Origin of the sequence: Maribacter sp. ACAM166 (assembly GCF_005771495.1) — a bacterium.
Taxonomy (GTDB): Bacteria; Bacteroidota; Bacteroidia; order Flavobacteriales; family Flavobacteriaceae; genus Maribacter.
Window position 1 is genome coordinate 1 of the sequence record NZ_VAUW01000012.1, and the last position, 25,290, is coordinate 25,290.

Here is a 25,290-nt window from a genome sequence, read left to right on the forward strand (position 1 = left end):
CATTGGTAATTGTTTGTAGAAATATAGACATAAAAAAACGGTTTAGAGTGAACTAAACCGTTGTTTTGCTTGATTTTACTAATGTAGCGAGAGCGGGGCACGATCCCGCGACCTCCGGGTTATGAATCCGACGCTCTAACCAACTGAGCTACCTCGCCGTATTATTTTTAATCGGCTGCAAATGTAATGGTAATTTATTTGTTCTTCAAGTAAAGCAACTTAAAAAATTTATACGGTACATTTATTTTTTAATCATTTAGAAATATATATATTGCTCGGCATAAAGTAGTAGGAAAATGAGCGATAAAATAAAATTTGAAATAGAGTTTGTAATTCAGTCTTCACCACAAATGTTATATCAATATTTGGCCACACCGTCTGGTTTATCAGAATGGTTTGCAGACAACGTCAATTTAAGAGGTGAGATGTTCACCTTTATTTGGGACGGTGCCGAGGAAGAAGCAAAATTATTAAAAAGAAAAACCGATGAATTCGTGCGTTTTGCTTGGGAAGAAGCAGAAGACAATAGTTATTTTGAAATGAAAATAATTGTTGACGAAATTACCAAGGATGTTTCTTTGTTTATTACTGATTTTGCAGAAGATGACGAGGTCGATGAATCTAAGATGCTCTGGACCAATCAAGTGTCCGATTTAAAGCAAGTGTTGGGATCATCCTAAAAATATTCTTATTTACAGTATCTTTGAGCCTTAATTTTTTAAGGCTTTTTTATGCTAAATTTCAACGGAGAACTTCTTAATGAGGATGCGACATTTCTTGATGGAAATAATAGAGGTTTACAATTAGGTGATGCTGTTTTTGAAGAACTGCGGGTAGTTAATGGAGATGTATTTTTTCTAGAAGAACATTATTTACGGTTGATGTCTTCTATGCGAATACTTCGAATGGAGATACCTATGCACTTTACTATGGAGTTCATGGAAGAAGAGATTTTAAGGGTCCTATCACAACCTAATTCCAATAAAGCTAACAGAATTAAGTTCACAGTATTTAGAAACAGTACAAGTGATTATAAGCGGTCTGATAATACTATTTCTTATGTAATTTCAACCATCGATATAGAAAACCCTTTTTATACAATTGAAGAACGTGATTATGAGGTAGAACTTTATAAAGACTTCTATAAAAATACAACCATGCTCTCAAACCTTGATACGAACAACAAAATATTGAATGTGGTCGGGAGTATTTATGCACGTGAGAATGATTACCAAGATTGCTTGCTACTAAATGAGAGAAAGCAGGTGATAGAAACATTGAATGGAAATATTTTCTTGATTCATGGAAATACGATAAAAACACCACCGCTTGCTGATGGATGTTTAAATGGCATTCTGAGAAGAAAACTAATGGATATTATTTCAAAATTAGATGAATATCAATTACTGGAAGAAAGTATTTCGCCTTTTGAGCTACAAAAGGCAGATGAATTATTTGCAATAAATAGTATCGATGGGATTATTCCAATAACAAAATATCGAAAGAAAAATTTCACTAATGCTGTTGCAAAAGCATTAATAGGGAAGTTGAATGCCGCAGCACGATTGTCGTTAAACAAAAGTATTTAGTTCAAACTAGGGTTTTCAGGAGCATTGGACCATAGTAAATAATCTCCACCCAATTGAATCATGTTTTCTTTCCAAAATGCATTGGCAGCCTTTTGTATAATTCTGCTCTCATGCTCATTTTCAACAACAATCCATGATTTTGAAGAAAGTTCTTCATCTAGTTGTAGCGATGACCAACCAGAATACCCAAGAAAAAAGCGGATATCATCTTCAGAAATAATTTCTTTATTGATTAATTCAACGGTAGTTTCAAAATCACCGCCCCAATATATACCATCAGATATTTCTACACTATTATCAATTAAATGTGGAACCTTATGAATGAAGTAAAGATTATCTTGTTCTACGGGGCCACCATTATAAACCTGAAATGGTAATTTTATTTCTGTTACAAAATCACTTATTTGATATTCTAAAGGTTTGTTTAAAATGAAACCTACGGAGCCTTCGGTACTATGTTCTGCTAATAATACTACCGACCTATTGAAAGAAACATCTCCCGTTAATGTGGGCTCTGCAATAAGTAATTTGCCTTTGGTTGGCTTTAAGGTGACCATTTATGAGTTCTGATTATATACCTAAAGTAAGATAAATCCTCTTAATCGCAAAAAACATGGAAATAAAAAAAGCGCCTGTACAGGCGCTTTTTAAAATTTATCTCTGTAAAACTAGTTTACAGCTTTGCCTAAATCAGCACCTGCTTTAAACTTAACTACATTTTTAGCTGCAATCTGAATAGTTTTTCCAGTTGATGGGTTTCTACCTTCTCTTGCATTTCTTTTAGATACGGACCAAGAACCGAAACCTACTAAAGAAACTCTATCTCCTTTTTTTAGAGAATTTTCAACATTTCCTAAGAAAGATTCCAATGACTTTTTAGCCGCAGCTTTTGTAATGCCAGCGTCAGCTGCCATTGCATCAATCAATTCTGTTTTGTTCATAATGTGATTAATTAATTGTGATTAAAATAATTTTATACTTAATAACAAATTTATATGGATTTATGACCAACACAAGTAAAACGGGGGGAAATGCCTTATTTTGTTGATAACTCAGGGGGTTTGTTAATAAAGTAGATGTTTTTTGCAGTTCTCCCAGCCCAATAGGTACGGGGGTTTACCCCATTTTAGCATTTTTATCTAAATTGAGGCCGTTCAATACATCTTTAACAAGCATCCTTTTTTTACCTTGAAGTTGGATTTCCTCTAAATTTAGGTAACCACCTTGTACTGCAATTTTCAAATCTTTTTTAGTAAAAACTAGCAACCCATTGGGTAGTTTATGTTGTTCAGGCAGTAAACTTGCTTTATAGATTTTCGTAACTATTTTTTGGTCAGCATTAAATAGTGTAGTCCAAGCTGCAGGGTAGGGGCTAAGACCCCTAATAAAATTATATATCTCATTTAGTGGTTTGTTCCAATCTATTTCACAAGTTTCTCTGTCTATTTTATGAGCAGCCTTAAGCGTAACTTCATTAGCCTGTTTGGTAGTTTCAAAATTCTCATTTTGAATACGCTCTACCGTTCTATTTACTGTTTCTGCTCCCAAATGCATAAGTCTATCATGTAAATCTTCTACATTATCTGTTTTTTCAATGATAGCTTCGTCTTGTAATATGATTGCCCCAGTATCTATTTTTTCATCAATAAAGAATGTAGTTACCCCAGTTTTAGTCTCACCATTAATTAGCGCCCAATTTATAGGGGCCGCACCGCGATATTGCGGTAGTAATGAGGCGTGCAGGTTGAACGTGCCATATTGTGGCATACTCCAAACCACTTTTGGTAGCATGCGAAAGGCTACGACAATTTGCAGATTGGCATTCAAGGATTTTAAGGTTTCTAAAAACTTCTCGTCCTTCAAATTTGTGGGTTGCAATACTTTTAATTCGTTTTCAATAGCAAATTTTTTCACCGCAGATTCATTTAATTTCCTTCCCCTGCCAGCCGGTCTGTCTGGTGCCGTAATTACACCAACTATAGTATGATTTTTTTTGATGAGCATATTCAAAATCCCTACAGCGAAATCTGGTGTACCCATAAATACAATTCTTAAAGCTTCCATATTATATATGTTCGTATTCGTTAATAGAATTTAATGAAATGTAATTTTCCTCCAATAACTCCTGTAAAGCAGCAACCAATAATTCTTTTGTTATAGTAAGCCCTACTTGAAGTTCTCTAGAAGTTGCCTTTTTTACTTTTAAAAGACGAATTATTTGTGCTTTGGTTTTAAATATATCCGATTTTTCTAATTTATTCTTTTCACAAACATCACAGATCCCGCATACACTCTCTTGTTTTTCACCGAAATAATCTAACAACTGGGCGCTTCTACACACCGTTTCATTTTCGACATAGTTCAACATTTTAGAAACCTTATCTATTTTGACTTGGTTTTGTTCTACTATGGTTTTTGAAAATCGATTTATAGTCCGGTCATCATCCCTAGGTACTAAGAACAATAGTTCTAAGTCACTAGGAATATTGGTATAGTCTATGATATCATCTTTTGCAAGTTGTTCGAAATTTAGGTTTACAATAAATTCTGATAAATTTATTTTTTTGGCTAATAGGTAGGTGTTAACTTGGGTGTCGAATTCGAATAGGCCACCATAGGTTCGGAGTACTACCTTAATAAAATTATCAAGTTTTGGATTTTGGGCAATATACCTGTAAATCGTATCCTTATCAGCTTTAAACTTAATAGTTGTTTTTTTAGAAAAGTTTTCGGATAAAGAAAGGACCGAATTTCGGTCTAATAGGAGTAGAGCGTTATACGCCAAGAAAGTATTCAATTTATAAATAGAACAAAATTCATTAAAATTCAATTGAAATTTTTCCTCGGTAAATTCTCCAAACCCAATTTGAAAGTAGTTGTTCAACTTACGGTAAATCATTTTTATGTAAGTTACATCTGGTAATACCTCCAAAAATTGCTTTTTCATCAAAGATTTATCATAACTATTTGTAAGGAGAATTGCTTTCGCAAAAGCCCCATTTCTACCTGCTCGGCCAGCTTCTTGGAAATAATTCTCTAAACTATCGGGTATTTGATAATGAACCACGAGTTCAACATCTGGTTTGTCTATGCCCATGCCAAACGCATTAGTGGCTACCATTATAGATACCTTGTCTTGCAACCATAAATTAAGGCGATTCGTTTTTGACTTGTGGTCGATTCCGCCATGATAAAAAGTTGCTTTTAATCCATTTTTTAAGAGGTAATTTGACAACTCTTCAGCTTTTCTTCTGCTACGCACATAAACAATTGCGCTTTGATTTATACGTTTGCAATATCTTTTGAGGTAATTATTTTTATCCTCAGTTAAAATCACACCAAACCCTATATTCTTTCTATAAAAGGAATCCTTTTTAACTAATGGTTCTTTAAGTTTTAGTGAGGCAACAATGTCGTCACTAACTCTTTTTGTTGCCGTAGCGGTAAGGGCAACCACAGGAATATCAGGGTGTAATTCACGGAGAATGCTACAACCAAGGTATGATGGTCTAAAGTCATGTCCCCATTGCGAAATGCAATGTGCTTCATCTATAACGAATAAAGAAACATTCATTGCCTTAATACGTTCTTGAACCAATTCTTGTTGTAACCGCTCTGGTGAGAGATAGAGAAATTTATAATTACCGTAAATACAATTGTCAAGTAATTTATCGACGTCGTTAAATTTTAGCCCTCCCTTTAATCCTATGGCTTTTATACCAAGGCTTTGAAGGTTGTCAACTTGATTTTCAATTAGAGCGATTAAAGGAGAGATTACGATACAAATACCATCTTGCATTAAAGTCGGTACTTGAAAACAAATAGATTTACCCCCACCGGTTGGTAGCAATCCTAAAACATCTTCACCACTGACTATGGCATTAATTATTTCTTCCTGCGAACCTCTGAAATTATCGAAGCCCCAAAATTTAGATAAGATGTCTTTTGGTGTGTTACTCACCGGTTTCATTAATAAGTTCCAAAACAAATTGTAAACGCTCGCCTATAGTGCCAAAAGGAACTTGAATGGGCTTGTATCCTAATTCTATGTAAATTTTTTCCAAATAATCATGAATACCACAGGCCTGTTCAAAATTTTCCATACGTTCAGTGTCCTGCACATAAATTTCTTCCCAAGGTGGTAAAATCAATATTTCATCGTAACGATTTTCAGAACATATATCGACATACCTCTTTTCAATAGCTTGTTCAAAATAATTCATGTACGCCAAAACATCGGGTAAGCCTCGGTCATAAAATAGATGCTTCTTGTTAATTATCTTACCCTCTGTAAAATGTGTTAATCGAGCACTTATGAGTTGGTCATTAAAGCTTTTGGCATCATCGACAAAGGCTATCGGATTTACTAACGTATCATCAAATTTTATACCATTCAATGCATCCAAGGTCATGGTTCGTATAACTTCATGAAAACAATGAAAGCCATTTTCTTCAAGTGAAGAAATCAATACGGTCTTACCTGTTCCTGGTCCTCCAGTTATGACAATCCTTTTGCTGCTCAATTTAATAGTATTAACCTACAAAAGTACATAAACCTTGAGTATTAAAAAACTGGTACATTACACTTATCTTTGCATAAAGTTGAAGCCATGGACGAAAATAACCCAGATGAGTTTTATAGAAAGTTAAGAGGACAATTAGAGGATACCTCTAAGTGGCCATCGAATTATCTCTATAAATTTATAGTGAAAAGCGACACTGATAAGGTTGATCAGATCCATAAAATATTCGATAATATGGGGGCGGTGATTGATTCAAAGAAATCCAAAAAAGGAAAATATACCAGTGTTTCGATAACTGTTAATTTAAAGAGTCCAGATGACGTAATTAAAAAATACAAAGAAGTAGGGGAAATAGAAGGGGTTATCTCTCTGTAAAATAGCATTTCATCTATAATTTTATTAAATTGGCAACGTTATAGAATACTTCTTCAACATTTTAAGCTAAATATTTCAATTTGCACTTAGTAGAAAACCTAGAATACAATACAGAGCGTTCGCATTTAATTATACCTGAGTATGGGCGTCATTTTCAAAAAATGGTAGATCATGCCGTTTCTATTGAAGATTCAGTTGAGCGAAATAAAGTAGCTCAATCCATTATTAGCGTAATGGGTAATTTACAGCCCCATTTGCGTGATGTACCTGATTTTCAACATAAACTCTGGGATCAATTATTCATTATGTCCGATTTTAAATTGGAAGTAGAATCACCATTTCCAATTACCTCGAAAGAGATTTTAAAACAAAGACCTGAGGCTTTAGAATATCCTCAGAATTTTCCCAAATATCGGTTTTACGGAAATAATATTAAACGTATGGTCGATGTGGCAGTTGAATGGGAAAAAGGCGATAAACGCTCTGGTTTAGAGTATGCCATTGCCAATCACATGAAAAAATGTTACCTGAATTGGAATAAAGATGTTGTTGATGATAAAGCAATTTTTAAGCACTTATTTGATTTAAGTGATGGTCGTATAGATTTAGCCGCAGAAGGGGAAAGTTTAACTGACAGTGGACAATTCCTTAAAAATCGAATTGCTAAAACACCTAGGTCTACTAACACAGGAAATAAAAATCAAAGAAATAATAACCGCGGTAAGAAACGCTATTAAATTTCCACGTGTCTAGATGGGAACATTCAAAATTGAAGGAGGTCACCAACTATCTGGTGAAATAACACCTCAAGGGGCAAAGAACGAAGCACTTCAAATACTTTGCGCCGTATTACTTACAGATGAAAAAGTAACAATCAACAACATTCCAGATATTGTTGATGTAAATAAGCTAATATCCCTTTTGGAGGATTTAGGCGTAATAATCCAAAAAAAAGGTAAAGGCTCCTTTACTTTTAAGGCAGATGATGTGAATTTGGATTATTTACAGTCTGACCAATTTAAGCAAGATGGAAGAGGGCTGAGAGGATCTATAATGCTCGTGGGACCATTATTGGCGCGTTTTGGAAAAGGATATATTCCTAAACCTGGTGGTGATAAAATTGGTAGAAGACGTTTGGATACCCATTTTGAAGGATTCATAAAGTTAGGTGCTAAGTTTAGATATAACCGTGAGGAATATTTCTATGGTGTTGAAGCCGAGAAATTAATCGGAACCTATATGTTGTTAGATGAAGCTTCTGTAACCGGAACTGCGAACATTGTTATGGCAGCGGTTTTGGCAGAAGGTCAAACGACAATTTATAATGCTGCATGTGAGCCTTATTTACAGCAATTATGTAAAATGCTGAATAGGATGGGGGCAAAAATATCTGGTATTGGATCCAATTTATTAGTTATTGACGGTGTCGATAAACTAGGTGGAACCGAACACCGAATGTTACCCGACATGATTGAAATTGGAAGCTGGATCGGTTTAGCGGCCATGACCAAAAGTGAGTTGACTATTAAAAATGTAAGTTGGGACGACTTAGGTCAAATACCATCTGTATTTAGAAAAATAGGGATTACGGTAGAACGAAGAGGTGACGATATCTACATACCGATACATAAGGATGGCTATGAAATTCAAAATTATATAGATGGTTCTATTTTAACCATTGCCGATGCTCCATGGCCAGGATTAACACCCGATTTATTGAGTATTATTTTAGTTGTTGCTACTCAGGCTAGAGGAGAGGTACTTATTCATCAAAAAATGTTCGAAAGCCGATTGTTTTTTGTTGATAAGTTATTGGATATGGGCGCCAAGGTCATTCTTTGTGATCCACATAGGGCTACCGTAATTGGTCATGATTTCAAATCGACATTGAAGGCAACGACAATGACATCACCAGATATTAGGGCAGGTGTTTCTTTATTGATTGCTGCGTTATCGGCGAAAGGAACTTCTACTATTCATAATATCGAGCAAATTGATCGTGGTTACGAAAATATAGATGAAAGATTACGTGCTATAGGTGCTAAAATTGTTAGAGTCTAAAGTTGAAATAACACGTTAATAAAAATAGTAAACTCCATAATATGGTTCTTAGCCAATTATGGAGTTTTAGTTTTTCTACAGATAGTTGAACTGCTATTTTCTTTGATATATTCGAATGTAACGGTACAAATAATAAGAAAGTTGAAAGCCAAACGCTAAGAACTAATATAGCACTGGTAATTGTATAAAAATTTTGTTGACTATACAGTTGTATACCGGTAACAATCATCTGGCCAACCATTAATGGTACTACGATTACGGCAATTCTCTTGGTATATATTTCATGCCATTTATAAAGGTTTTCTAACTTATAAAAGGAGAAACTTGGATAGATGATTAGCTGAACAATCCATATCAAGACCACTAGGCCTGTATCACAAATTAAACGTGTTATTTCAAGCATTTATTTTTCTACTAAACTACCATCAGGATATTTAGCAAATCTGCCACGTTTGGTCTCATGTGTATGATCTGGATATCTCCAGGGCCAACCACCAAATTGTGTGAGTCTAAATTCATCCATTGTATTTTCTAATTCTTCTTCTGTATTCATTACAAACGGACCGTATTTGGCTACGGGCTCATTTATTGGTTTGCCTTGTAGAACCAAAATATTGGCATCACTATTCATAGCTTTAAGTTCGATCACCTTTGTAGAATCTACCACTATTCCATGATTAGGAGTTATAAGTTCCCCCGAAATATCCAAAGAACTTCCTTCATAAAAATAAATAGTACGAATCGTATCTATATTTGCTTTTGGTAGTATTATCGTGCCATTGGCATTGATCTGAATATTCCAAATGGCAACATCATTTTCACTATCAGTGGCCCATGAATTTGGTGCCGGATTGAGGGCTATATGATTGTTGAAATCACCTGAAATTATTTTTACAGTCCCACCCTCTAATTTTAGCACTGGAATATCTTCATGCCAAAGCATTTTAAAATGAGGTTCAACAAATTTACTTTTTTTAGGTAGGTTTAGCCAGATTTGAAAAAGTTCTAAGGTATTTTCCTTTTCGGTATGTAATAATGGGAACATCTCTGCATGTTGCACACCGCTTCCTGCAGTCATCCATTGTACGTCTCCTTCACCAAAACGACCAGCAGCTCCCAAAGAATCTGAATGGTCACAAAACCCTTTATTAACGATAGTTATGGTTTCAAAACCACGGTGTGGATGCGCTGGAAATCCGGGAATGGTTGTGCCATGGTACATACGCCACCCATCTTTCACTATAAAATCATTACCTAGATTTCTGCCCGCTAAAGAAGCTATAGGCCCTAACGCACCATTCCCTTTAGGGTAATGGTCTAAGTGGTATACACAGAATAAAAATGGATCCTGAGTTTGCCATGGAAAATCTAATTTGAATATGTTTTTGATTTCATCGCTCATGATGTACGTTGATTAGAATGACGTGCTAATTTAATGCGGGGCATTATTAATTTCCACCCAATTATTTTCTGGGTCTTTCAAATAAATTTGACGAACGCCATCGGCTCTTAGGGTGACTGAATTTTTCGTTCCTGGCCAGTCCCAATAGGTAATATTCTTTTGTTCAAGATAGGTAATGAGTTTATCTAGTTTCTGAGTTGCCAAACATAGATGAACGCTTTTGCTATGCTCCATAGCTACACTATCCTTTCCAATTAAATGTAATTGTGAATTCCCTTGTATTATAAACCATTTAAAACCTGATGGGGCAGATGGATGTGGAATTTCCTTTAAGTTCAATATGTCTTTGTAAAATGCACCTACTTTGTCTAAATCTTTAACGATAACTGAATAATGATCATATTGAAAATCAAAAGACTGTGCGGATGCGCACGAACCCGAAATAAAGAGTAATAATAGTATTAATTTTTTCATTATAAATTTTAAGTTTTAGAGCTTTCAAGTTACTTAAAAATGAAAGAAGCTACAGTTTAAGGTAGCTTCTTTTCAAATTATTACTTTTTATTTTTGGTCTAATGGTGGTGGACCTTCTATCATTGGTTCGTAGACTTCGTCGCCTTTGCGTGTCTTAAACTCTTCTTTAACCTTGCTCACCAACTTTGGTTCTTTGAAAAGATCTAACATGGTCATAGCCATTGCTTTCGATGCATGAATCATTCCCTTATGTCCAATTGACATTCCGCCACAAGCCACTACGGCCCATGAATGCCAAGGAGTTCCTGCCGGAGCAACAGAAACTCCCAAGTTAATATTAGGAACATTCCAGCTTACATCACCAACATCAGTAGAACCACCACCTGGATTTTCTTCTGTTTCCTTTAAAGGATACACATTACCGTCCATCCCTATTTCAGGTTTGCCAGTTGCTTTTTGAATCGCTTTACCGAATACTGTTTCTTGCTCTGTATATGAAATTGGGCCTAACAATTCTAAGTTATGCTGCATTATTTCTCCACCAGAACGGTTTACCAAGGTTTCGTAGATCCCAGAAACTAACGATATTTTATAATCTACATTGGCCATAATTGCGGCTCCTTCTGCCATTGCTTTTACACGCTCATAAGTTGGTAGCATTTTTGATCTTTTAGGGTCTCTAACACGAACCCAAAGTTTTGCGTAATCAGGTACCACGTTTACTACCTGTCCGCCATCCTGTATGTGGTAATGAATACGAGAAGTTGGTAAAATGTGTTCTCTATAATAATTGATTCCTGTTGTATATAACTCTAAGGCATCGGCAGCACTACGTCCATTCCATGGGTCCATAGAGGCATGTGCAGCTTGGCCATAAAATTCAACAATAAAATCAATAAGTGACAATCCGCTTTGAACATCTGCCTCTATACCTGCAGATGGATGCCAACTTACATTTACATCTACATCATCCCAAAGGCCGGCTTTAACCATCCAAACCTTTGCGAAAAATTTTTCTTCTGCCGGTGTGCCCAAAAATTTGACCGTTCCTGTTATTTTGCCAGCATCCATTAATTCTTTTATAGCAATTGCAGCACCAAGACTAGCTGTGCCAAACAGGTTGTGGCCACAACCATGACCCGCAGCACCCGGCTCCAAGGGTTCTTTAATGGGAGATGATTTTTGAGAAATGCCTGGCAAGGCATCAAACTCACCTAAAATACTAATAACCGGACTACCAGAACCGTAGGTAGCTGTAAAAGCCGTAGGTATGTCAGCAACACCTCGTGTTACGGTAAGACCATTTTTTTCGGCATAGTCTGCTAAAATTTTTGAAGATTCACTTTCATCGAATGCAGTTTCGGCAAGTGCCCAGATGGAGTCACTTATTTTAATAAGTTCTTCTTTGTGCTTTTCTACTGAAGCGATAATTTGATTTTTATCCTTACTCAATTTTTGAGAAAAGACTGATGTACTTATGCATAGACATAAGACGAGCAGTGTTGTTTTTTTCATTTTATATAGTATTGGTTAGTAATAAATTCCAAACCTTCTTTTATGATGTACGCTTGAAATAATATAAAAGTAAATATACCAAATTACACTGTTTAATTAAAGGTGCTACTTGAAGGATGTGCAAGTTTTATAATCAGGCTGAGTAAATTTGATTCTCATATCGTGTATTTGAATTTTAAAACAAGGAAAGCTCGGTAATACTATAATTTAAAGTCTCATTTTTCGTTAATAATCAAATCATTGTACTTTAAAACATCTTAATTATGAAAAATTTCGTTTTTATAGTACTCTTGGCTTCCCTTTCATTTTTATTTATTGCTTGTAGTTCCACGAATAGATTGACGATGGTTATAACGCAACCAGCACAGGTTTCAATTGCATCTGATGTAGCTCATGTTGGAATTATAAATAGAAGTGTTGTTTCGGAAAAAAATAAAATAGTAGATAAAATCGATAAAGTGCTATCCTTGGAAGGACTTCACTTAGATAAGGAGGGTGCGCAACAAGCAATTTCGGGTTTACAGTATGAGCTAGAACGGGGAAAACGTTTCGATACCGTTAAAATCATTGAGAGTCAACAGGATTTTGAAAAAGGCCTAGGTGTTTTTCCAGCAGCACTTTCCTGGGACATTGTAGACCAAATTTGTAAAGAGCATGGTGTTGATGTTTTATTCTCGCTCGAATTTTATGATACAGATACCGCAGCAGGTTATGAAATGACTATGGTAAGAATTCCTAACAATTTAGGGATTGTGGCTGAAGTACCTGGACACAAAATAAAATTGAATACAGTTATAAAAAATGGATGGCGTATATATGATCCGGCAGATAGAACTATTGTAGATGAATACATTTCAAATGATCACGTTTTTTCTAAAGGCGAAGGTATAAACCCTTTAAAGGCATTAGAAGCTATTATTGGGCGGAAAGAAGCCGTATTCAGTATAAGTGCTAATTTGGGTGCCAACTATGCGCTCTATACCAAACCTGAACGTATTCGAATCGCAAGAGATTATTTTGTTAGAGGTAGTGCTAATTTTAAAATCGCAAAAAGACGTGCTCTAGTAGGAAATTGGGACGGTGCTGCTGAATTATGGAATTCAGAATTAAATAACCCTAAATTAAAAGTAGCTGGCAGAGCTTATTATAATATGGCCATAAGCAATGAAATTAATGGCAATCTAAATCAAGCGATTGAGTTTGCATCAAAAGCATATGCAGACTATGGTAACAAAGAAGGTTTACCCTATGTAAATATGCTAAAAACGAGGGTGGTAAATCAACAAGAATTAAACCGTCAATTAGCAAAATAGAAGTTAGTTCAAAGCCTGTTTATAGGTATCTAAACAACGTTCTCTTGCCATTTTATGGTCTACCATTTTTTCTGGGTAATTTGAGGTTTCAAGTTCAGGAATCCATTTTTTAATGTACTCTTTGTTTTTATCAAACTTATCGACTTGTGTCATTGGGTTGAAGATTCTAAAATAAGGTGCTGCATCTACGCCGCTACCAGACGCCCATTGCCAATTGCCAACGTTAGAACTCATTTCATAGTCCAATAATTTTTCAGCGAAATAGGCTTCCCCCCAACGCCAATCAATTAATAGATGTTTACAAAGAAAGCTAGCCACTAACATACGAACTCGGTTGTGCATATAACCAGTGGCATTTAATTCACGCATTCCTGCATCTACCAATAAATAACCTGTTTTACCATTTTTCCATTTTTCAAATTCCTCTTCATTGTTTCTCCAATCAATACGGTCATATTTAGCTCTAAAAGCATTACTGACGGTATGCGGAAAATGCCACAGAATAGACATGAAAAATTCTCTCCAAATTAATTCGCTCCAGAATACTTCATTTTTTTCTGCAATTGCCTTTTTTATCATTTTACGTACCGAAACGGTGCCGAAACGTAAATGTGGACCTAAATGTGAAGTACTGTCCAGAGCGGGATAATTACGAGTGTCTTCGTAATTGTCAATGAGAGAAGGGCTAACTTTATATTGTGGAATAATTATTTCAGATTTTTCAAAACCAAGATCATTGAGGGATAAATTTGGTAGGCGTGAATTTCGTATAAGATTTGATACGTATTGATTTATGCAGTGAATATTTAAATCTTTATCTGCATCAAAATTTTCTTTCCATTTATTCTTATATGGGGTATATACAACATACGGCTCACCATTACCTTTTACAATATCAGATTTTTCAAAAATCACCTGATCTTTAAATGTTTCAAATATAATTTCTTTTTCTAATGAGAAAGCTGCTACCGCAGTATCTCTGCCTTTCGCATAAGGTTCGTAATCTCTATTAGTATAGATTTTCTTAACATCGTAATCTTCTGTAAGTTCTTTTAATACCTCAAGAGGTTTACCATGGTATAAGGCCAAGGAGCTATCATTTTCTTCCTGAAGTTGACTCCGCATGGATTGTAACGTGTTATGTATAAACGTTACTCTTGGGTCATCTTTAGGTAATTTTGAAAGTATTTCTTCATCAAAAATAAATATAGGAAGAACAGGATAATCACCTTTAAGTGCTTCTATAAACCCCACATTATCATCGAGCCGTAAATCTCTTCTAAACCAGAAAATTGATACCTTATTTTTTGTCATTTAGGTTATATTTAAAGTAGATAGACCACCGTCAACACCAATGATTTGACCGGTTACCCAAGTGCTTTTGTCGCTTAACAAAAATACTGCACTACTGGCAATGTCTTCTGGTTTCCCTACTCTTTTTAAAGGGTGTCTTGCATCCATAGATTCTCTTTTCTTATCATTGCTCAAAAGTCTACTCGACAAAGAAGTATCCACCAGCGAGGGCGCTATTGCATTTACTCTAATCTTTGGGGCATATTCTGCTGCCATTGATTTAGTGAAGCCTTCAATCGCTCCTTTAGCAGCTGCTACGCTAGTATGAAAAGGCATACCTGTGCCAACGGCTACAGTACTAAAAAACACCATACTAGAACCTTCGTTCATTTTTGAAATAATTTGCTTAACCACTTTAACCAATGCAAAAAAGTTGAGCTCCATGTCTTCCTTAAACGTTTCTAGGCTCATCATTTTAAAAGGTTTTAAATTTATGCTACCCGGGCAGTAAACAAAGCCATCTAGTTTTTCTGGAAGTTGTGATAAATCCAAATCATCTTTCGTCACATCAAATTGAATATGAGTAACGTTTTCATGTGATAATGACTCACCTGTACGTGATGCTACAAACAGCTTATGTGTTTCTTTAAGTTCATTGACAATTGATAAGCCAATTCCGTGTGATCCTCCGATAAGTAATATGTTTTTCATTTAGAAAGAGTTTAATATTAATTCATTTGGAAGGTGTTCAATGGTTCCAAATAATTCTTTTAATTTTTGTTCGCGATACTTAAATATTTCCAACAATTGTTTTTTAACAATAAGTGGATGTGCTAATTGTCCTAAAATTCCCAAAGGAATTTTGTAATCAATAATATCTTCCATTTCAACACCTCCCTCTATTTCATTTATAAAGTGCTTGTGATGCCAGAGGGCATAGGGTCCGAATCGTTGCTCATCTACAAAATAATTACCTTCTTTAACATGAGTTATTTCAGTTACCCATTTAGTCGTGTAACCTGGAAAAGGTGATACTTTATATTGTATAATTTGACCGGCAAACATGGGCCGATCAACACCAGATAAAATATGAAATCCCATATGCTCTGGAGTGATTACTTTTAAATTCGCTGGGTCTGAAAGAAAATCCCAAGCTTTGTTCTTTGAAATAGGTAAAGCTTGTTTTGAATGTAGTTGGTATAATTTCATACGCTGAATTTTAACAAATATAGAATCTATTATTGTTTAACTAGACATAAAATTAGTTAAACAATAATTAAAATCTTACATGAAATTTTAAAATTGAACCTAGTTTATCGATTAAAATAAATTTAGGTCGCTTATATACAAGGAATTAACTTTATAGTCGTTTATTTTGTACTTATGAATGGAATTATCCAAAAGATAGGATTTGGAATACTATTTTTTCTGACTGTTAATTTGCAAGCACAGGAGAATTTACAGACTATTGGAACACTACCCGATGGGGTATTTGAAACTTCAGGATTGATTTATTTCAACGAAAGTTTAGTAACCCATAACGATTCTGGGAATGAACCACTGTTGTACGAATTGGATACATTGAGCCTTTCTATAAAAAGAATAGTCACCATAACCAATGTAGCTAATATTGATTGGGAAGCCATAACTCAAGATGAAGATTATATTTATATAGGAGATTTTGGTAATAACGTTGGTATTCGAAGAGATTTGGCTATTCATAGAATTGCCAAGTCAGATTTTATATCTTCAGATACTGTCATTGCAACTACGATAAGCTATTCGTACGAAGATCAACAAGACTTTGCCAATAATGGAAATAGTGATTGGGATGCTGAAGCTTTTTTCGTTTTAGATGATCAGTTAATTATTTTGACCAAACAATGGCAAAGTCAAGGTTCTGATGCTTACACAATATCTAAAATGCCAGGAGTTTACGTGGCTACTAGGATAGCAGTTATTAAAGATGTCGGACTTATTACTGATGCCACGTATGATATAGCATCAAATAGATTGGTACTTATTGGCTACTCATCTATATTGAGCCCTTTTATCGGAGTTGTTGAAAATTTGGACACTCAATCCCTCTTTGAAGGATACACCCAGCAAACTCTTGGGTTAAATTTTGTACAATCAGAAGGACTAACGCAGGTTGATTCAACCAATTACTTCTTTACTTCTGAATATTATTCTAGGCAAAGTCCAACAATTGAATCAGTGTCTAGATTATTTTCCTTTCAGCTATTGAATAATGAACCTATAGAGCCGGAAGAACCGATCACGCCTGAAGAACCAGAAATGCCTGAGAATACTGATGATAATCATAAGCTTATCATCTTTAAGGATAATAATACGAATCAATACCACTATTCTTTATCCACAAACAAAGCAGTATATGGTCAAATAATATTTGATGTGTTAGGAAGACAGGTTTGGGAAAATCTGGGTGAGGTTGAAAAGGAAGGTACCATATCACAACATTTAGAAACTTCGATTTATTACTTAACCTTATATCTTGAAGATGGTGTCATCGCAACACCTTTCGTAGTTTATTAATATAAAGAACCTTAGGTATTTAAGATTTTGTTAACAGAACTGACGTTAGTTTATATATAATTTTGCATTTATAAACTAATCAAACAAAAATCATGAACAAAGTAGTACTCTTTTTATTAGCAATTGTAGCTTCACTAACTGTTGAGGCACAGATAAATACCCCTGCCCCAAGTCCATCGGCAAAATTGATGCAAACTGTAGGTTTGACAGAAGTAATGATAGACTATTCTAGACCTTCTATGAGGGGAAGAAAAGTATACGGAAATTTGGTTCCATTTGATAAATTGTGGCGCACAGGGGCAAATGACTATACGACAATCACTTTTGATACAAATGTAACGATTGCTGACAGCGAAGTTAAAGCGGGTACGTATTCTATTTTCACAAAGCCAGGAGCTTCTAATTGGGAAGTTTTCTTTTATACTGATATCGTAGGTGGAGGTATACCAAGCGATTGGGAGAAAAGTAAGGTAGTTGCACATTTGACCGTGCCAGTTTACAAGATGGATATGCCAGTTGAAACCTTTACTATTACTATTGATGATGTTGCGAGTACTGGTGCCAATGTTGGTATTATTTGGGAGAATACATACGTTGCTGTTCCTTTTAGTGTTCCAACAGATGCAACAGTTATGCAAAATATCGACAAAGCATTGAACGGACCTTCTGCAGATGATTTTTATGCAGCAGCGGTTTACTACTCTAGTGAAGGAAAAGATATCAGTAAAGCCAAAGAGTGGATGGGTAAGGCAATGTCAATGACAGAAAAACCAGCATATTGGCAACTTAGACAACAGTCTTTGATTTTAGCAAAAGCAGGTGATAAAAAAGGAGCTATTGAAGCTGCTAAAAAGTCATTGGTAGGAGCTACAGAAGCTGGTAATAATGACTATATTAAAATGAACAACGATTCATTAAAAGAATGGGGTTCTAAGTAATTAAAATCTCCCGATTATATTGAAAAAGTTCATGTACGAAATATACATGAACTTTTTTATTTTAAAATTATTGAACCATTTTAACACCATCATCAATAGCTAAATGGTAGTATTCTGCATCAATAGTTGTTTTGTTTTTATACGCTTCAAGTATTGAAGAAATAGAGGACTCTAATCGTGTAGTCTGAATAAGATTTATAGTACATCCACCAAATCCACCACCCATCATTCTCGAGCCCATCACGCCTTCTAAGCCTTCACCTAACTTTACAAGGGCATCCAATTCTGATGTAGTTATTTCATATTGGGTCGACATTGCCCAATGACCTTCTTTTAAAATATTTCCAACACCTTCTGCATCACCTTTAGTTAGGGCTTTCATCATTTGGAGTACACGCTCATTTTCTTCAATAACATATTTTGCCCGCTTTATATCAATGGCATCAGAATGCTCAGTTATGTTTTGTACATCTTTCAAAGTAACATCACGAAGTGAATTAATTTCTGGTTTATTTTGCTGTACTTCCCTTACGATATTCTCGCAAGAAATACGTCTCTTATTATATTCTGAATCGACTGCGAGGTTGTGTTTTATATTTGAATTGATTAATACCCAACTATACCCTTCCAAGTTTATGGGTATAAATTGATGACTTAAATCTTTACAGTCTAGGAATAATGCATTTCCTTTTTTTCCAAAGAGAACAGCATATTGATCCATTAAACCACAATTTAAACCAATTTTATGTTCAGCTTTTTGGGCAATTAACGCAATTTTCTCCCTTGAAAGATCCTTTTCTGAAACTTTTGTAATTGCATAAATAAAACCACAACAAAGTGCAGCAGAGGAGGAAAGCCCTGATCCGATGGGAATATCACCACCAAAAACACAGTTCATACCTTTTAAAGGGTAATTTTCAGAGACTAGAATTTCGATAATTGCTTTAAAATAATTTCCCCAAAAGCAATTATATTTCTCGTGCTTACCATTAAGCTTAAACTCAATCTTTTCTGGTTGAGTAAGAAAAGTTTCGATACATATTGAATCAATTTCGGTACTAGAAACCGCAAAATAAATTCCTTTTTCTATCGATGCAGGTAGCACTAAACCCTCATTATAATCGGTATGTTCGCCTATTAGATTTATTCGCCCTGGCGCTTTAATTACTATAGGGGTAGAATTATAATGTTCTTTAAAATATGATGTAACTTTTTTATAGACCATAAAATTTCGGCTAAACTATTAGGGGTTGATTAGATTGTAGCTAGGGGTTTCCTCAACATTCTATCAAATGCTTCAAAAACAAAGGATATTATAATTACCAATGCTGCACCGAAAAAGTTCAACCATAGATATCCTAACTTTTCTTGACCTGAAGGGTAAATATGTATGAGGTAATAATAAACTATAAAGATTATAATCTGGGTCACGACAGCAGCAAAGAAAACGGCATTTCCTTTTATAAATTTGAAAAAGAACGCAATTAAAAATATACCTAGAACATTACCATAAAATATACTCCCGATTATATTTACCAACTGAATTAAATTATCAAAAAGATTGGCCACACACGCAATAGAAATTGCTATAATACCCCACAATAAGGTGAAGTATTTAGATGCTTTAACGTAATGGGCTTCAGTTAGGTTTCCTGTTCTATTTCGTTTGTATAAATCAAGTGCTGTAATGGTGCCTAATGCATTTAATTCTGATGCGGTAGAAGACATTGCTGCAGACAAGATGACTGCTAGTAATAACCCCACTAAACCAGTTGGTAAATTGTTTAGGATAAAATGGATAAATACGTAATCCTTATCATTAGTTTCAACAACATCGTTTGCTTGACTAATCAGAGATTTTGCTGCGACACGATTAATACTATCTTTCTGATTGATACGAATTATTTGCATTTTAGCTTCTTCAACGGCCGAATATTCTTTTATTTCCAATGCAGAGGAAAACTTATTTTGAGCAATTCTTTTCTCGGCTTCTAAAGTGATTTGACCTTCTTGCAAAAGCCTATAATCATTTGCATAGGGAGACTCCATTACAGCTTGTGTTGCTGAAGGATTAAAATTCAAAGGAGATGGATTATATTGGTAAAATACAAATACCATAACACCAACCAATAGAATAAAAAACTGCATCGGTATTTTTAAAATAGCATTAAATACAAGGCCTAATTGACTTTCTCGTATAGATTTACCCGATAAATAGCGCTGTACCTGACTTTGGTCTGTGCCGAAATAGGCTAGAAATAAAAATAGACCACCTGTAATTCCGCTCCAAAATGTATAACGACTTGACGTATTAAAATCAAAATTTAAAATTTCAAGCTTATTACTCGCTCCAGCTATTTTCATTGCTTTGCTGAAGGTTATGTCTGAAGGAAGGTAACCTAGGATAAAAAAGAAGGTGATGAACATACCAGTCATGATGATGAACATCTGTTGCTTTTGGGTAACGCTTACTGCTTTGGTGCCACCTGAAACCGTATAGATAATTACCAACGAACCGATAATAATATTTAAGGTACGTAAGTCCCAACCTAATACAGCAGAAAGAATTATGGATGGTGCAAATATGGTAATTCCAGCTGCCAATCCTCTTTGTATCAAAAATAAAATTGCGGCTAATGAACGTGTTTTAAGATCAAAACGACCTTCTAGAAACTCATAAGCGGTATACACTTTCATTCTATGGTACAAAGGAATAAATACCATACATATGATAATCATAGCGAAGGGTAGACCAAAGTAAAATTGAACAAAACCCATTCCATCATGAAATGCTTGACCAGGTGTCGATAAAAATGTTATTGCACTAGCCTGTGTTGCCATTACCGATAGCCCAATAGTCCACCATTTAGAATCGCTACCGCCACGAACATAGTCGTCTACATTTTTACTTCCTTTGGTTTTCCAAACACCATAAACTACTATAAACAGTAATGTGCCAGTAAGTATGAACCAATCTAATTCCTTCATATTAGTTAAATGAAGTCATTATATAATAGAAAATAAGGACATAAATAAAGTTGAGTACCAAAACTATGGTGTACTCTTTTTTCCAAGTAGTATTTTCGTCACGGTCTGTTTTCATCCTTTTATTTGCTCTTTGGATTCTACTTTATCTTTACCTACCGAAAGCATGTTAGCGAATAATTTATACGCACCTGGTACGCCAACAGGTAATTCCCTAAAAAAGCTTAGTCCGGTATAAATATAGTTTCCCTTTCCATAAGGAGCAATTAATAGGCTGCCTTTTGTGATTTCTTCGTCTTTATCATGCATACCTAGAATAGGTGTGAATTCTGCACCCCATTTATTTGGGAAATACAATCCTCTTTCTTGTACCCATCCCTTAAAATCATTTTGGCTTATTTCATTGGGGAAATGAACTAACGAATTATCTTTTGCGATAATCTCAACTTCAGAATTTTCATTTGTGACCCGATCCCTAGAAATCTCTAATTTATAGGGTGCAATATTCTCAAATTGATTACCCCATCTACTTGCGGTATTGTACTGAACGATAACAGTACCTCCATTTTTGGCATAGTCTAATATAAATCTTTGTTTGAATTTTAATTCATCGACTACATTATATGCTCGTATACCTAATACTACGGCATCATATTTCCCTAAAGATTCGGCAGTAATAGTTGTTGGATCAATGAGTTGTACGTTATACCCAATTTGTTCTAAACTAGTGGGTACTTCATCGCCTGCACCCATAATATAACCAATATTATCACCTGCTTTCTGAATGTTCAATCGAACTACTTTAGTCTCAGAAGGCAATAGCACTGTTTGGGTAGGAACGTGGTCATAGTCAATCGTCACTAATTCTTTTGTAATCACTTTACCATTCAATTTAATACTAGGGGAAATCGTACTTTCACTTTCAGATGATGGAGGAGTTAAATTGAAATAAACAGTTTGTTCATCTCCTTTTTTAGCAATAAAGAAGGGTTGTGAACTTTTATCAACTTGCCAATCTGCTCCATATTTTAATTCTAAATTACCAGAAATACTATCTTGATGAGCCTTTATTATTACAGGTATTTTTTTTGAAGAAGCATCTGCAAATATCAAAACCTTATCGGCAAAACTGGCTGTGGCTTCTGGTATTATTTCAAAGGGTTGGTATATCTCACCTTTATCTGGTTTTGCATATTTATACATAACCGGTTTGGTTACTGGAATAATAATCCCATTAAATTCTAGATTGAAGGTTGCAACAAATGCTCTTGGGGTTTCAGGTTTTCCGATCAAATCTTTATCGTTAACAGTATACGTGCCCAGCGTTCCCTTTTCTATTAACCAATACGGACTAGTGAATTTGGTAGTTTCCGAGATGTTTAAATTCGCTTTGGTATCAAAGGATTCATTATCATTCAAAACCACGGATTTCGAAGAAATTTTCTGCTTGTTAATATAAATTGATTTTAGGTTTATGATTACAGCGCTTCTGTTTACCGCCTCGATTTGAACATCTACAATTTCACCAGGGTTCGCATATGATGTTTCTGTCGTTGCTCCTAAATATAATCCCGAGATAGCCGTAATTATATTGGTTAATTCTTCTTTCTTAAGATTTCTCCAATGTTCATCGGATAGTTTTTGAATTAATTGGTACGCCTTCAACAATGCGGGTACGTGTGCAGTAGGGTTTTTAAAATTAAAATTGGACTGTACATCGTAAAGAATATTTCCGATGGCTTTGCCCCCTTGAATTCTCGACCAACTTGTATCTATTCCGTCAAAAATATTGGTTTTATCAACGGGCAAATCACCTTTTAATAATTCGATGTATTCCTTCTCTGATCCTCTTGTGCTTAATCTACCAAATCCTTGGCATAGATGTTGGCTACTTGCCAAAGATGCTATTTCATTATTAGATTTGCCCATCATTGGGTAGTAGACGCCCACATTCATGTTGAGCATGTTTGACTTATCAGCTTTTTCGAATTTCTCTTCACTACCATAAAACCACCATGAGGTGTTGAAAAATAAGCGCTTAGGTTGCCAGGTTTTAGTAATACCTAATTGACTAGGGTAAGCTGTAGCATCATTTGCAAGGTCAAATGCCTCAAAACTTAACATTGCCGAAGAAGTATGGTGACCATGTGTACTCCCAGAAGTTCTATGATCAAATCTATTTATGATTACATCGGGCTTAAATTTACGAATGGTCTGTACTACATCACCTAAAATCGCTTCTTTATTCCAAATTTCAAGGGTTTCACTCGGGTGCTTCGAATATCCAAAATCATTTGCTCGTGTAAAGAACTGTTCACCACCGTCTACTCTTCTTGCAGCAAGTAATTCTTGCGTTCGCAAAACACCCAACAATTCACGTAATTCAGGACCAATTAAATTTTGGCCTCCATCTCCTCTTGTCAATGAAAGGTAGCCTGTTCTCGCTTTTATATTATTTGACAAATACGAGATTAATCGGGTATTTTCATCATCTGGGTGTGCCGCAATATATAATGCAGTACCTAAGAAATTTAATTTTTCGATGGAGTGATAAATATCCGCAGGTGAACTACTCTTTGGAGCTTGGGAGTAAATTGTATTGATTATCAGCAGGGTACAGGATAAAAATCCTATTAAATGGCGCATTTTCGGGTGGTTTTGGTAGTAAATCCAAATATAATAAGATTCGTACCCAACGTTGCTTTTTTACGACTTCTTTAACAAAATCAAGTAGCTTTTTCCTCCGTATTTAGAAACTCACCTTCTAGGTAGGTTGAAATTAAGACAACACCTTTTTGAAGCACCAAATTATTAGGGTAAGTAAGTATTTCACCGTTACTTCTTCTTAAGTGAAGATGAAAGGCTTTTATATCCTCAATTACAAACGTACCTAAATCTTTGCTATTAGGATCAACAAGTTCTTTGTCCAAAATACGGATGGTATTACCTATTTTAAAGGGAAAGGAAAAAAAGAGGATTACGCCTGCAGTAATATTACTTAGTATCGACCATTGGGCAAAGAGGGCAACACCGATTACTGCAAATACAGAGGATAATAATACACCTAAATCCTTGTAATTAACACTCCATACCAAGGTAAGTGCAATTATTGCGATAATCGAAAGGGCGATATTAATAAACTTAATAATTAAGTTAGTTCGAACGGGATTAAAATCACTGATTTTGCTAACCTTCCGTACACCAGTAGTAAAAAGAAATTTTAAAACAAGGATAATTATAAATACAACCAGACTATAAATTAGCTCATTGTGATGATTGGCAATGAAATTTCTCATATGACTATAACCCTAAACTATCACGCAAAGATAAATCCTTATTTGAATTCTGTTGCCAATAGGGTGTTGTAATCCTGTTAATTATTGTTGCTGTAGAAGTTAATACAATCGCTTTTTGACCAAACCCATCTTTATATGTATCTGTCCAACCTTCAATGGTGTAAGGAAATTCACTTAGGAAATTTATTTTCAACGTACGTTCTAATTCTGGATAGGTAATTTGATATATAGTGTTTGCTCCCGATTTGGTTATCGTAGCTATTGCGCTATATACTTTTAACTCTTTATGGTTAAGCCTTATATATTCTAAGGAAGGGATTATTTCGATATTTCCGGTTGGTAGACCACCCGGGTTGATGCGTATTTTATTCCAAATTTCATTTTCTAAATCTGATTTGTCAAGAAGAAAATTTTGGTCAGCCTCGCTTCCAAAGTAGGAGTGGGACATAATTTCATAATCAGCTCTATTATTCAATTGAGCATAGACATGACCACACCATTCTTGTGATGAAAAAGTAACCTTAAGGGCATGCTGATTATCATAAACAGGGTAAAAACTACTCGTCATAATAGAGTAAGGGTAAATACCTGTTAAATAGTTTTTAGTGGAATTTAGTTTTAGCACAGGAATATTGCTAGAGTCATTCGTATCAGCTTTTACTTGTAACCCTGATAAAAATGGTTCGGTCACATAAATTAGCACCGCTTTTCCTTTCCTAATTTCGCCATATCTTGCTTGCTGCAATTTATAAGAGGTTACTTCTGCATTGCCTGCATACCAAAAGTCTTTAAATTCTTGTGAAAGTTGCTTTTTAGGCGCTTCAGGCTTTTGTTCGATGGCGCCCATGTCCAATTTATTAATCTTGTCTACAGTTTTCTCTTTGCACGATGTTAATGATAAAACGACCATTGCAAATACGACAGTGATAATTGAATAAAACTTAAAAATATTCATAGTTGCCTTTTTTGT

Annotated in this window: 24 protein-coding genes and 1 tRNA gene; 8 read left to right on the forward strand and 17 right to left on the reverse strand. The window is 35.0% G+C overall.

Going from position 1 to position 25,290, the window contains the following annotated elements; translation table 11 throughout:
- Window positions 1-84: 84 nt before the first annotated feature.
- Window positions 85-158, reverse strand: a tRNA-Met gene (locus ES765_RS10080).
- A 138-nt stretch (window positions 159-296) separates the two neighbouring features.
- On the opposite strand from ES765_RS10080, the gene ES765_RS10085 reads away from it, so the two are divergent.
- Together ES765_RS10085 and ES765_RS10090 are read left to right on the forward strand one after the other, a co-directional pair.
- Window positions 297-680, forward strand: a complete 384-nt coding sequence (locus ES765_RS10085) for an START-like domain-containing protein (protein ID WP_138113812.1) — start codon at window positions 297-299, stop codon at window positions 678-680.
- Between the two features lie 51 nt (window positions 681-731).
- Entirely contained in the window at window positions 732-1,589 is an 858-nt protein-coding gene (locus ES765_RS10090; protein WP_138113814.1) for an aminotransferase class IV, read from the forward strand.
- Here the strand turns inward: ES765_RS10090 and ES765_RS10095 are convergent.
- The 5 genes from ES765_RS10095 to ES765_RS10115 all read right to left on the reverse strand — a co-directional run bounded on the left by ES765_RS10095 (window position 1,586) and on the right by ES765_RS10115 (window position 6,112).
- A complete protein-coding gene (locus ES765_RS10095; protein WP_138113816.1) occupies window positions 1,586-2,146 on the reverse strand; it encodes a YqgE/AlgH family protein in 561 nt (186 codons plus the stop codon). The genes ES765_RS10090 and ES765_RS10095 overlap by 4 nt on opposite strands.
- A gap of 111 nt (window positions 2,147-2,257) precedes the next feature.
- Window positions 2,258-2,530, reverse strand: a complete 273-nt coding sequence (locus tag ES765_RS10100) for an HU family DNA-binding protein (protein ID WP_058102542.1) — start codon at window positions 2,528-2,530, stop codon at window positions 2,258-2,260.
- Between the two features lie 175 nt (window positions 2,531-2,705).
- A complete protein-coding gene (fmt, locus tag ES765_RS10105; RefSeq protein WP_138113818.1) occupies window positions 2,706-3,653 on the reverse strand; it encodes a methionyl-tRNA formyltransferase in 948 nt (315 codons plus the stop codon).
- Between the two features lies 1 nt (window position 3,654).
- Window positions 3,655-5,559 carry an ATP-dependent DNA helicase RecQ gene (locus ES765_RS10110; RefSeq protein WP_249356314.1) on the reverse strand — a complete coding sequence of 635 codons (1,905 nt, stop codon included), beginning with the start codon at window positions 5,557-5,559 and terminating at the stop codon, window positions 3,655-3,657.
- Window positions 5,543-6,112 (reverse strand): AAA family ATPase, encoded by a 570-nt coding sequence (locus ES765_RS10115; protein WP_249356315.1) that lies wholly within the window; start codon window positions 6,110-6,112, stop codon window positions 5,543-5,545. The genes ES765_RS10110 and ES765_RS10115 overlap by 17 nt, the downstream gene beginning before the upstream one ends.
- An 87-nt stretch (window positions 6,113-6,199) precedes the next feature.
- On the opposite strand from ES765_RS10115, the gene ES765_RS10120 reads away from it, so the two are divergent.
- The 3 genes from ES765_RS10120 (at window position 6,200) to murA (ending at window position 8,548) form a co-directional block, all read left to right on the forward strand.
- Window positions 6,200-6,487, forward strand: coding sequence for a DUF493 family protein (locus tag ES765_RS10120; protein WP_138113824.1), 288 nt, complete (start codon window positions 6,200-6,202; stop codon window positions 6,485-6,487).
- 80 nt (window positions 6,488-6,567) lie between these two features.
- Window positions 6,568-7,224: a DUF4290 domain-containing protein gene (locus tag ES765_RS10125; RefSeq protein WP_138113826.1), complete on the forward strand. Its 657-nt coding sequence runs from the start codon at window positions 6,568-6,570 to the stop codon at window positions 7,222-7,224.
- A 16-nt stretch (window positions 7,225-7,240) separates the two neighbouring features.
- The gene (murA, locus tag ES765_RS10130; protein ID WP_138113828.1) at window positions 7,241-8,548 is read left to right on the forward strand and encodes a UDP-N-acetylglucosamine 1-carboxyvinyltransferase; all 1,308 of its coding nucleotides are present in this window, start codon (window positions 7,241-7,243) and stop codon (window positions 8,546-8,548) included.
- Window positions 8,549-8,951: 403 nt separating this feature from the next.
- On the opposite strand, the gene ES765_RS10140 is transcribed toward murA, so the two are convergent.
- From ES765_RS10140 to ES765_RS10150, 3 genes are all read right to left on the reverse strand, one after another.
- Window positions 8,952-9,950 (reverse strand): pirin family protein, encoded by a 999-nt coding sequence (locus ES765_RS10140; RefSeq protein ID WP_138113830.1) that lies wholly within the window; start codon window positions 9,948-9,950, stop codon window positions 8,952-8,954.
- A gap of 30 nt (window positions 9,951-9,980) precedes the next feature.
- Complete coding sequence (locus tag ES765_RS10145; RefSeq protein ID WP_138113832.1) at window positions 9,981-10,424, reverse strand: VOC family protein; 444 nt, start codon at window positions 10,422-10,424, stop codon at window positions 9,981-9,983.
- 87 nt (window positions 10,425-10,511) lie between these two features.
- A complete protein-coding gene (locus ES765_RS10150) occupies window positions 10,512-11,939 on the reverse strand; it encodes an amidohydrolase (RefSeq protein ID WP_138113834.1) in 1,428 nt (475 codons plus the stop codon).
- A 263-nt stretch (window positions 11,940-12,202) separates the two neighbouring features.
- Here ES765_RS10150 and ES765_RS10155 point away from each other — a divergent pair, with 263 nt between their 5' ends.
- Window positions 12,203-13,252, forward strand: coding sequence for a DUF6340 family protein (locus ES765_RS10155; protein ID WP_138113836.1), 1,050 nt, complete (start codon window positions 12,203-12,205; stop codon window positions 13,250-13,252).
- 3 nt (window positions 13,253-13,255) lie between these two features.
- Here ES765_RS10155 and ES765_RS10160 read toward each other — a convergent pair whose 3' ends face one another.
- Genes ES765_RS10160 through ES765_RS10170 form a run of 3 tightly spaced genes read right to left on the reverse strand, consistent with a single transcriptional unit; the run spans window position 13,256 to window position 15,754 of the window.
- Complete coding sequence (locus ES765_RS10160) at window positions 13,256-14,566, reverse strand: cryptochrome/photolyase family protein (protein WP_138113838.1); 1,311 nt, start codon at window positions 14,564-14,566, stop codon at window positions 13,256-13,258.
- Complete coding sequence (locus ES765_RS10165) at window positions 14,567-15,256, reverse strand: SDR family NAD(P)-dependent oxidoreductase (protein ID WP_138113840.1); 690 nt, start codon at window positions 15,254-15,256, stop codon at window positions 14,567-14,569.
- Window positions 15,257-15,754: an SRPBCC family protein gene (locus ES765_RS10170; RefSeq protein WP_138113842.1), complete on the reverse strand. Its 498-nt coding sequence runs from the start codon at window positions 15,752-15,754 to the stop codon at window positions 15,257-15,259.
- Window positions 15,755-15,928: 174 nt separating this feature from the next.
- Here ES765_RS10170 and ES765_RS10175 point away from each other — a divergent pair, with 174 nt between their 5' ends.
- Entirely contained in the window at window positions 15,929-17,101 is a 1,173-nt protein-coding gene (locus ES765_RS10175) for a T9SS C-terminal target domain-containing protein (RefSeq protein ID WP_138113844.1), read from the forward strand.
- Between the two features lie 92 nt (window positions 17,102-17,193).
- Window positions 17,194-18,039: a DUF2911 domain-containing protein gene (locus ES765_RS10180; protein WP_138113846.1), complete on the forward strand. Its 846-nt coding sequence runs from the start codon at window positions 17,194-17,196 to the stop codon at window positions 18,037-18,039.
- Between the two features lie 67 nt (window positions 18,040-18,106).
- Here ES765_RS10180 and galK read toward each other — a convergent pair whose 3' ends face one another.
- The 5 genes from galK to ES765_RS10205 form a co-directional block, all read right to left on the reverse strand.
- Window positions 18,107-19,264, reverse strand: a complete 1,158-nt coding sequence (galK, locus tag ES765_RS10185) for a galactokinase (protein WP_138113848.1) — start codon at window positions 19,262-19,264, stop codon at window positions 18,107-18,109.
- A gap of 29 nt (window positions 19,265-19,293) precedes the next feature.
- Complete coding sequence (locus ES765_RS10190) at window positions 19,294-21,027, reverse strand: sodium:solute symporter (protein ID WP_138113850.1); 1,734 nt, start codon at window positions 21,025-21,027, stop codon at window positions 19,294-19,296.
- 111 nt (window positions 21,028-21,138) lie between these two features.
- A complete protein-coding gene (locus tag ES765_RS10195) occupies window positions 21,139-23,670 on the reverse strand; it encodes a PIG-L family deacetylase (RefSeq protein ID WP_138113852.1) in 2,532 nt (843 codons plus the stop codon).
- Between the two features lie 80 nt (window positions 23,671-23,750).
- Entirely contained in the window at window positions 23,751-24,320 is a 570-nt protein-coding gene (locus tag ES765_RS10200; protein WP_138113854.1) for a mechanosensitive ion channel domain-containing protein, read from the reverse strand.
- Window positions 24,321-24,324: 4 nt separating this feature from the next.
- Window positions 24,325-25,275, reverse strand: a complete 951-nt coding sequence (locus ES765_RS10205) for a septum formation inhibitor Maf (RefSeq protein WP_138113856.1) — start codon at window positions 25,273-25,275, stop codon at window positions 24,325-24,327.
- Window positions 25,276-25,290 lie beyond the last annotated feature (15 nt).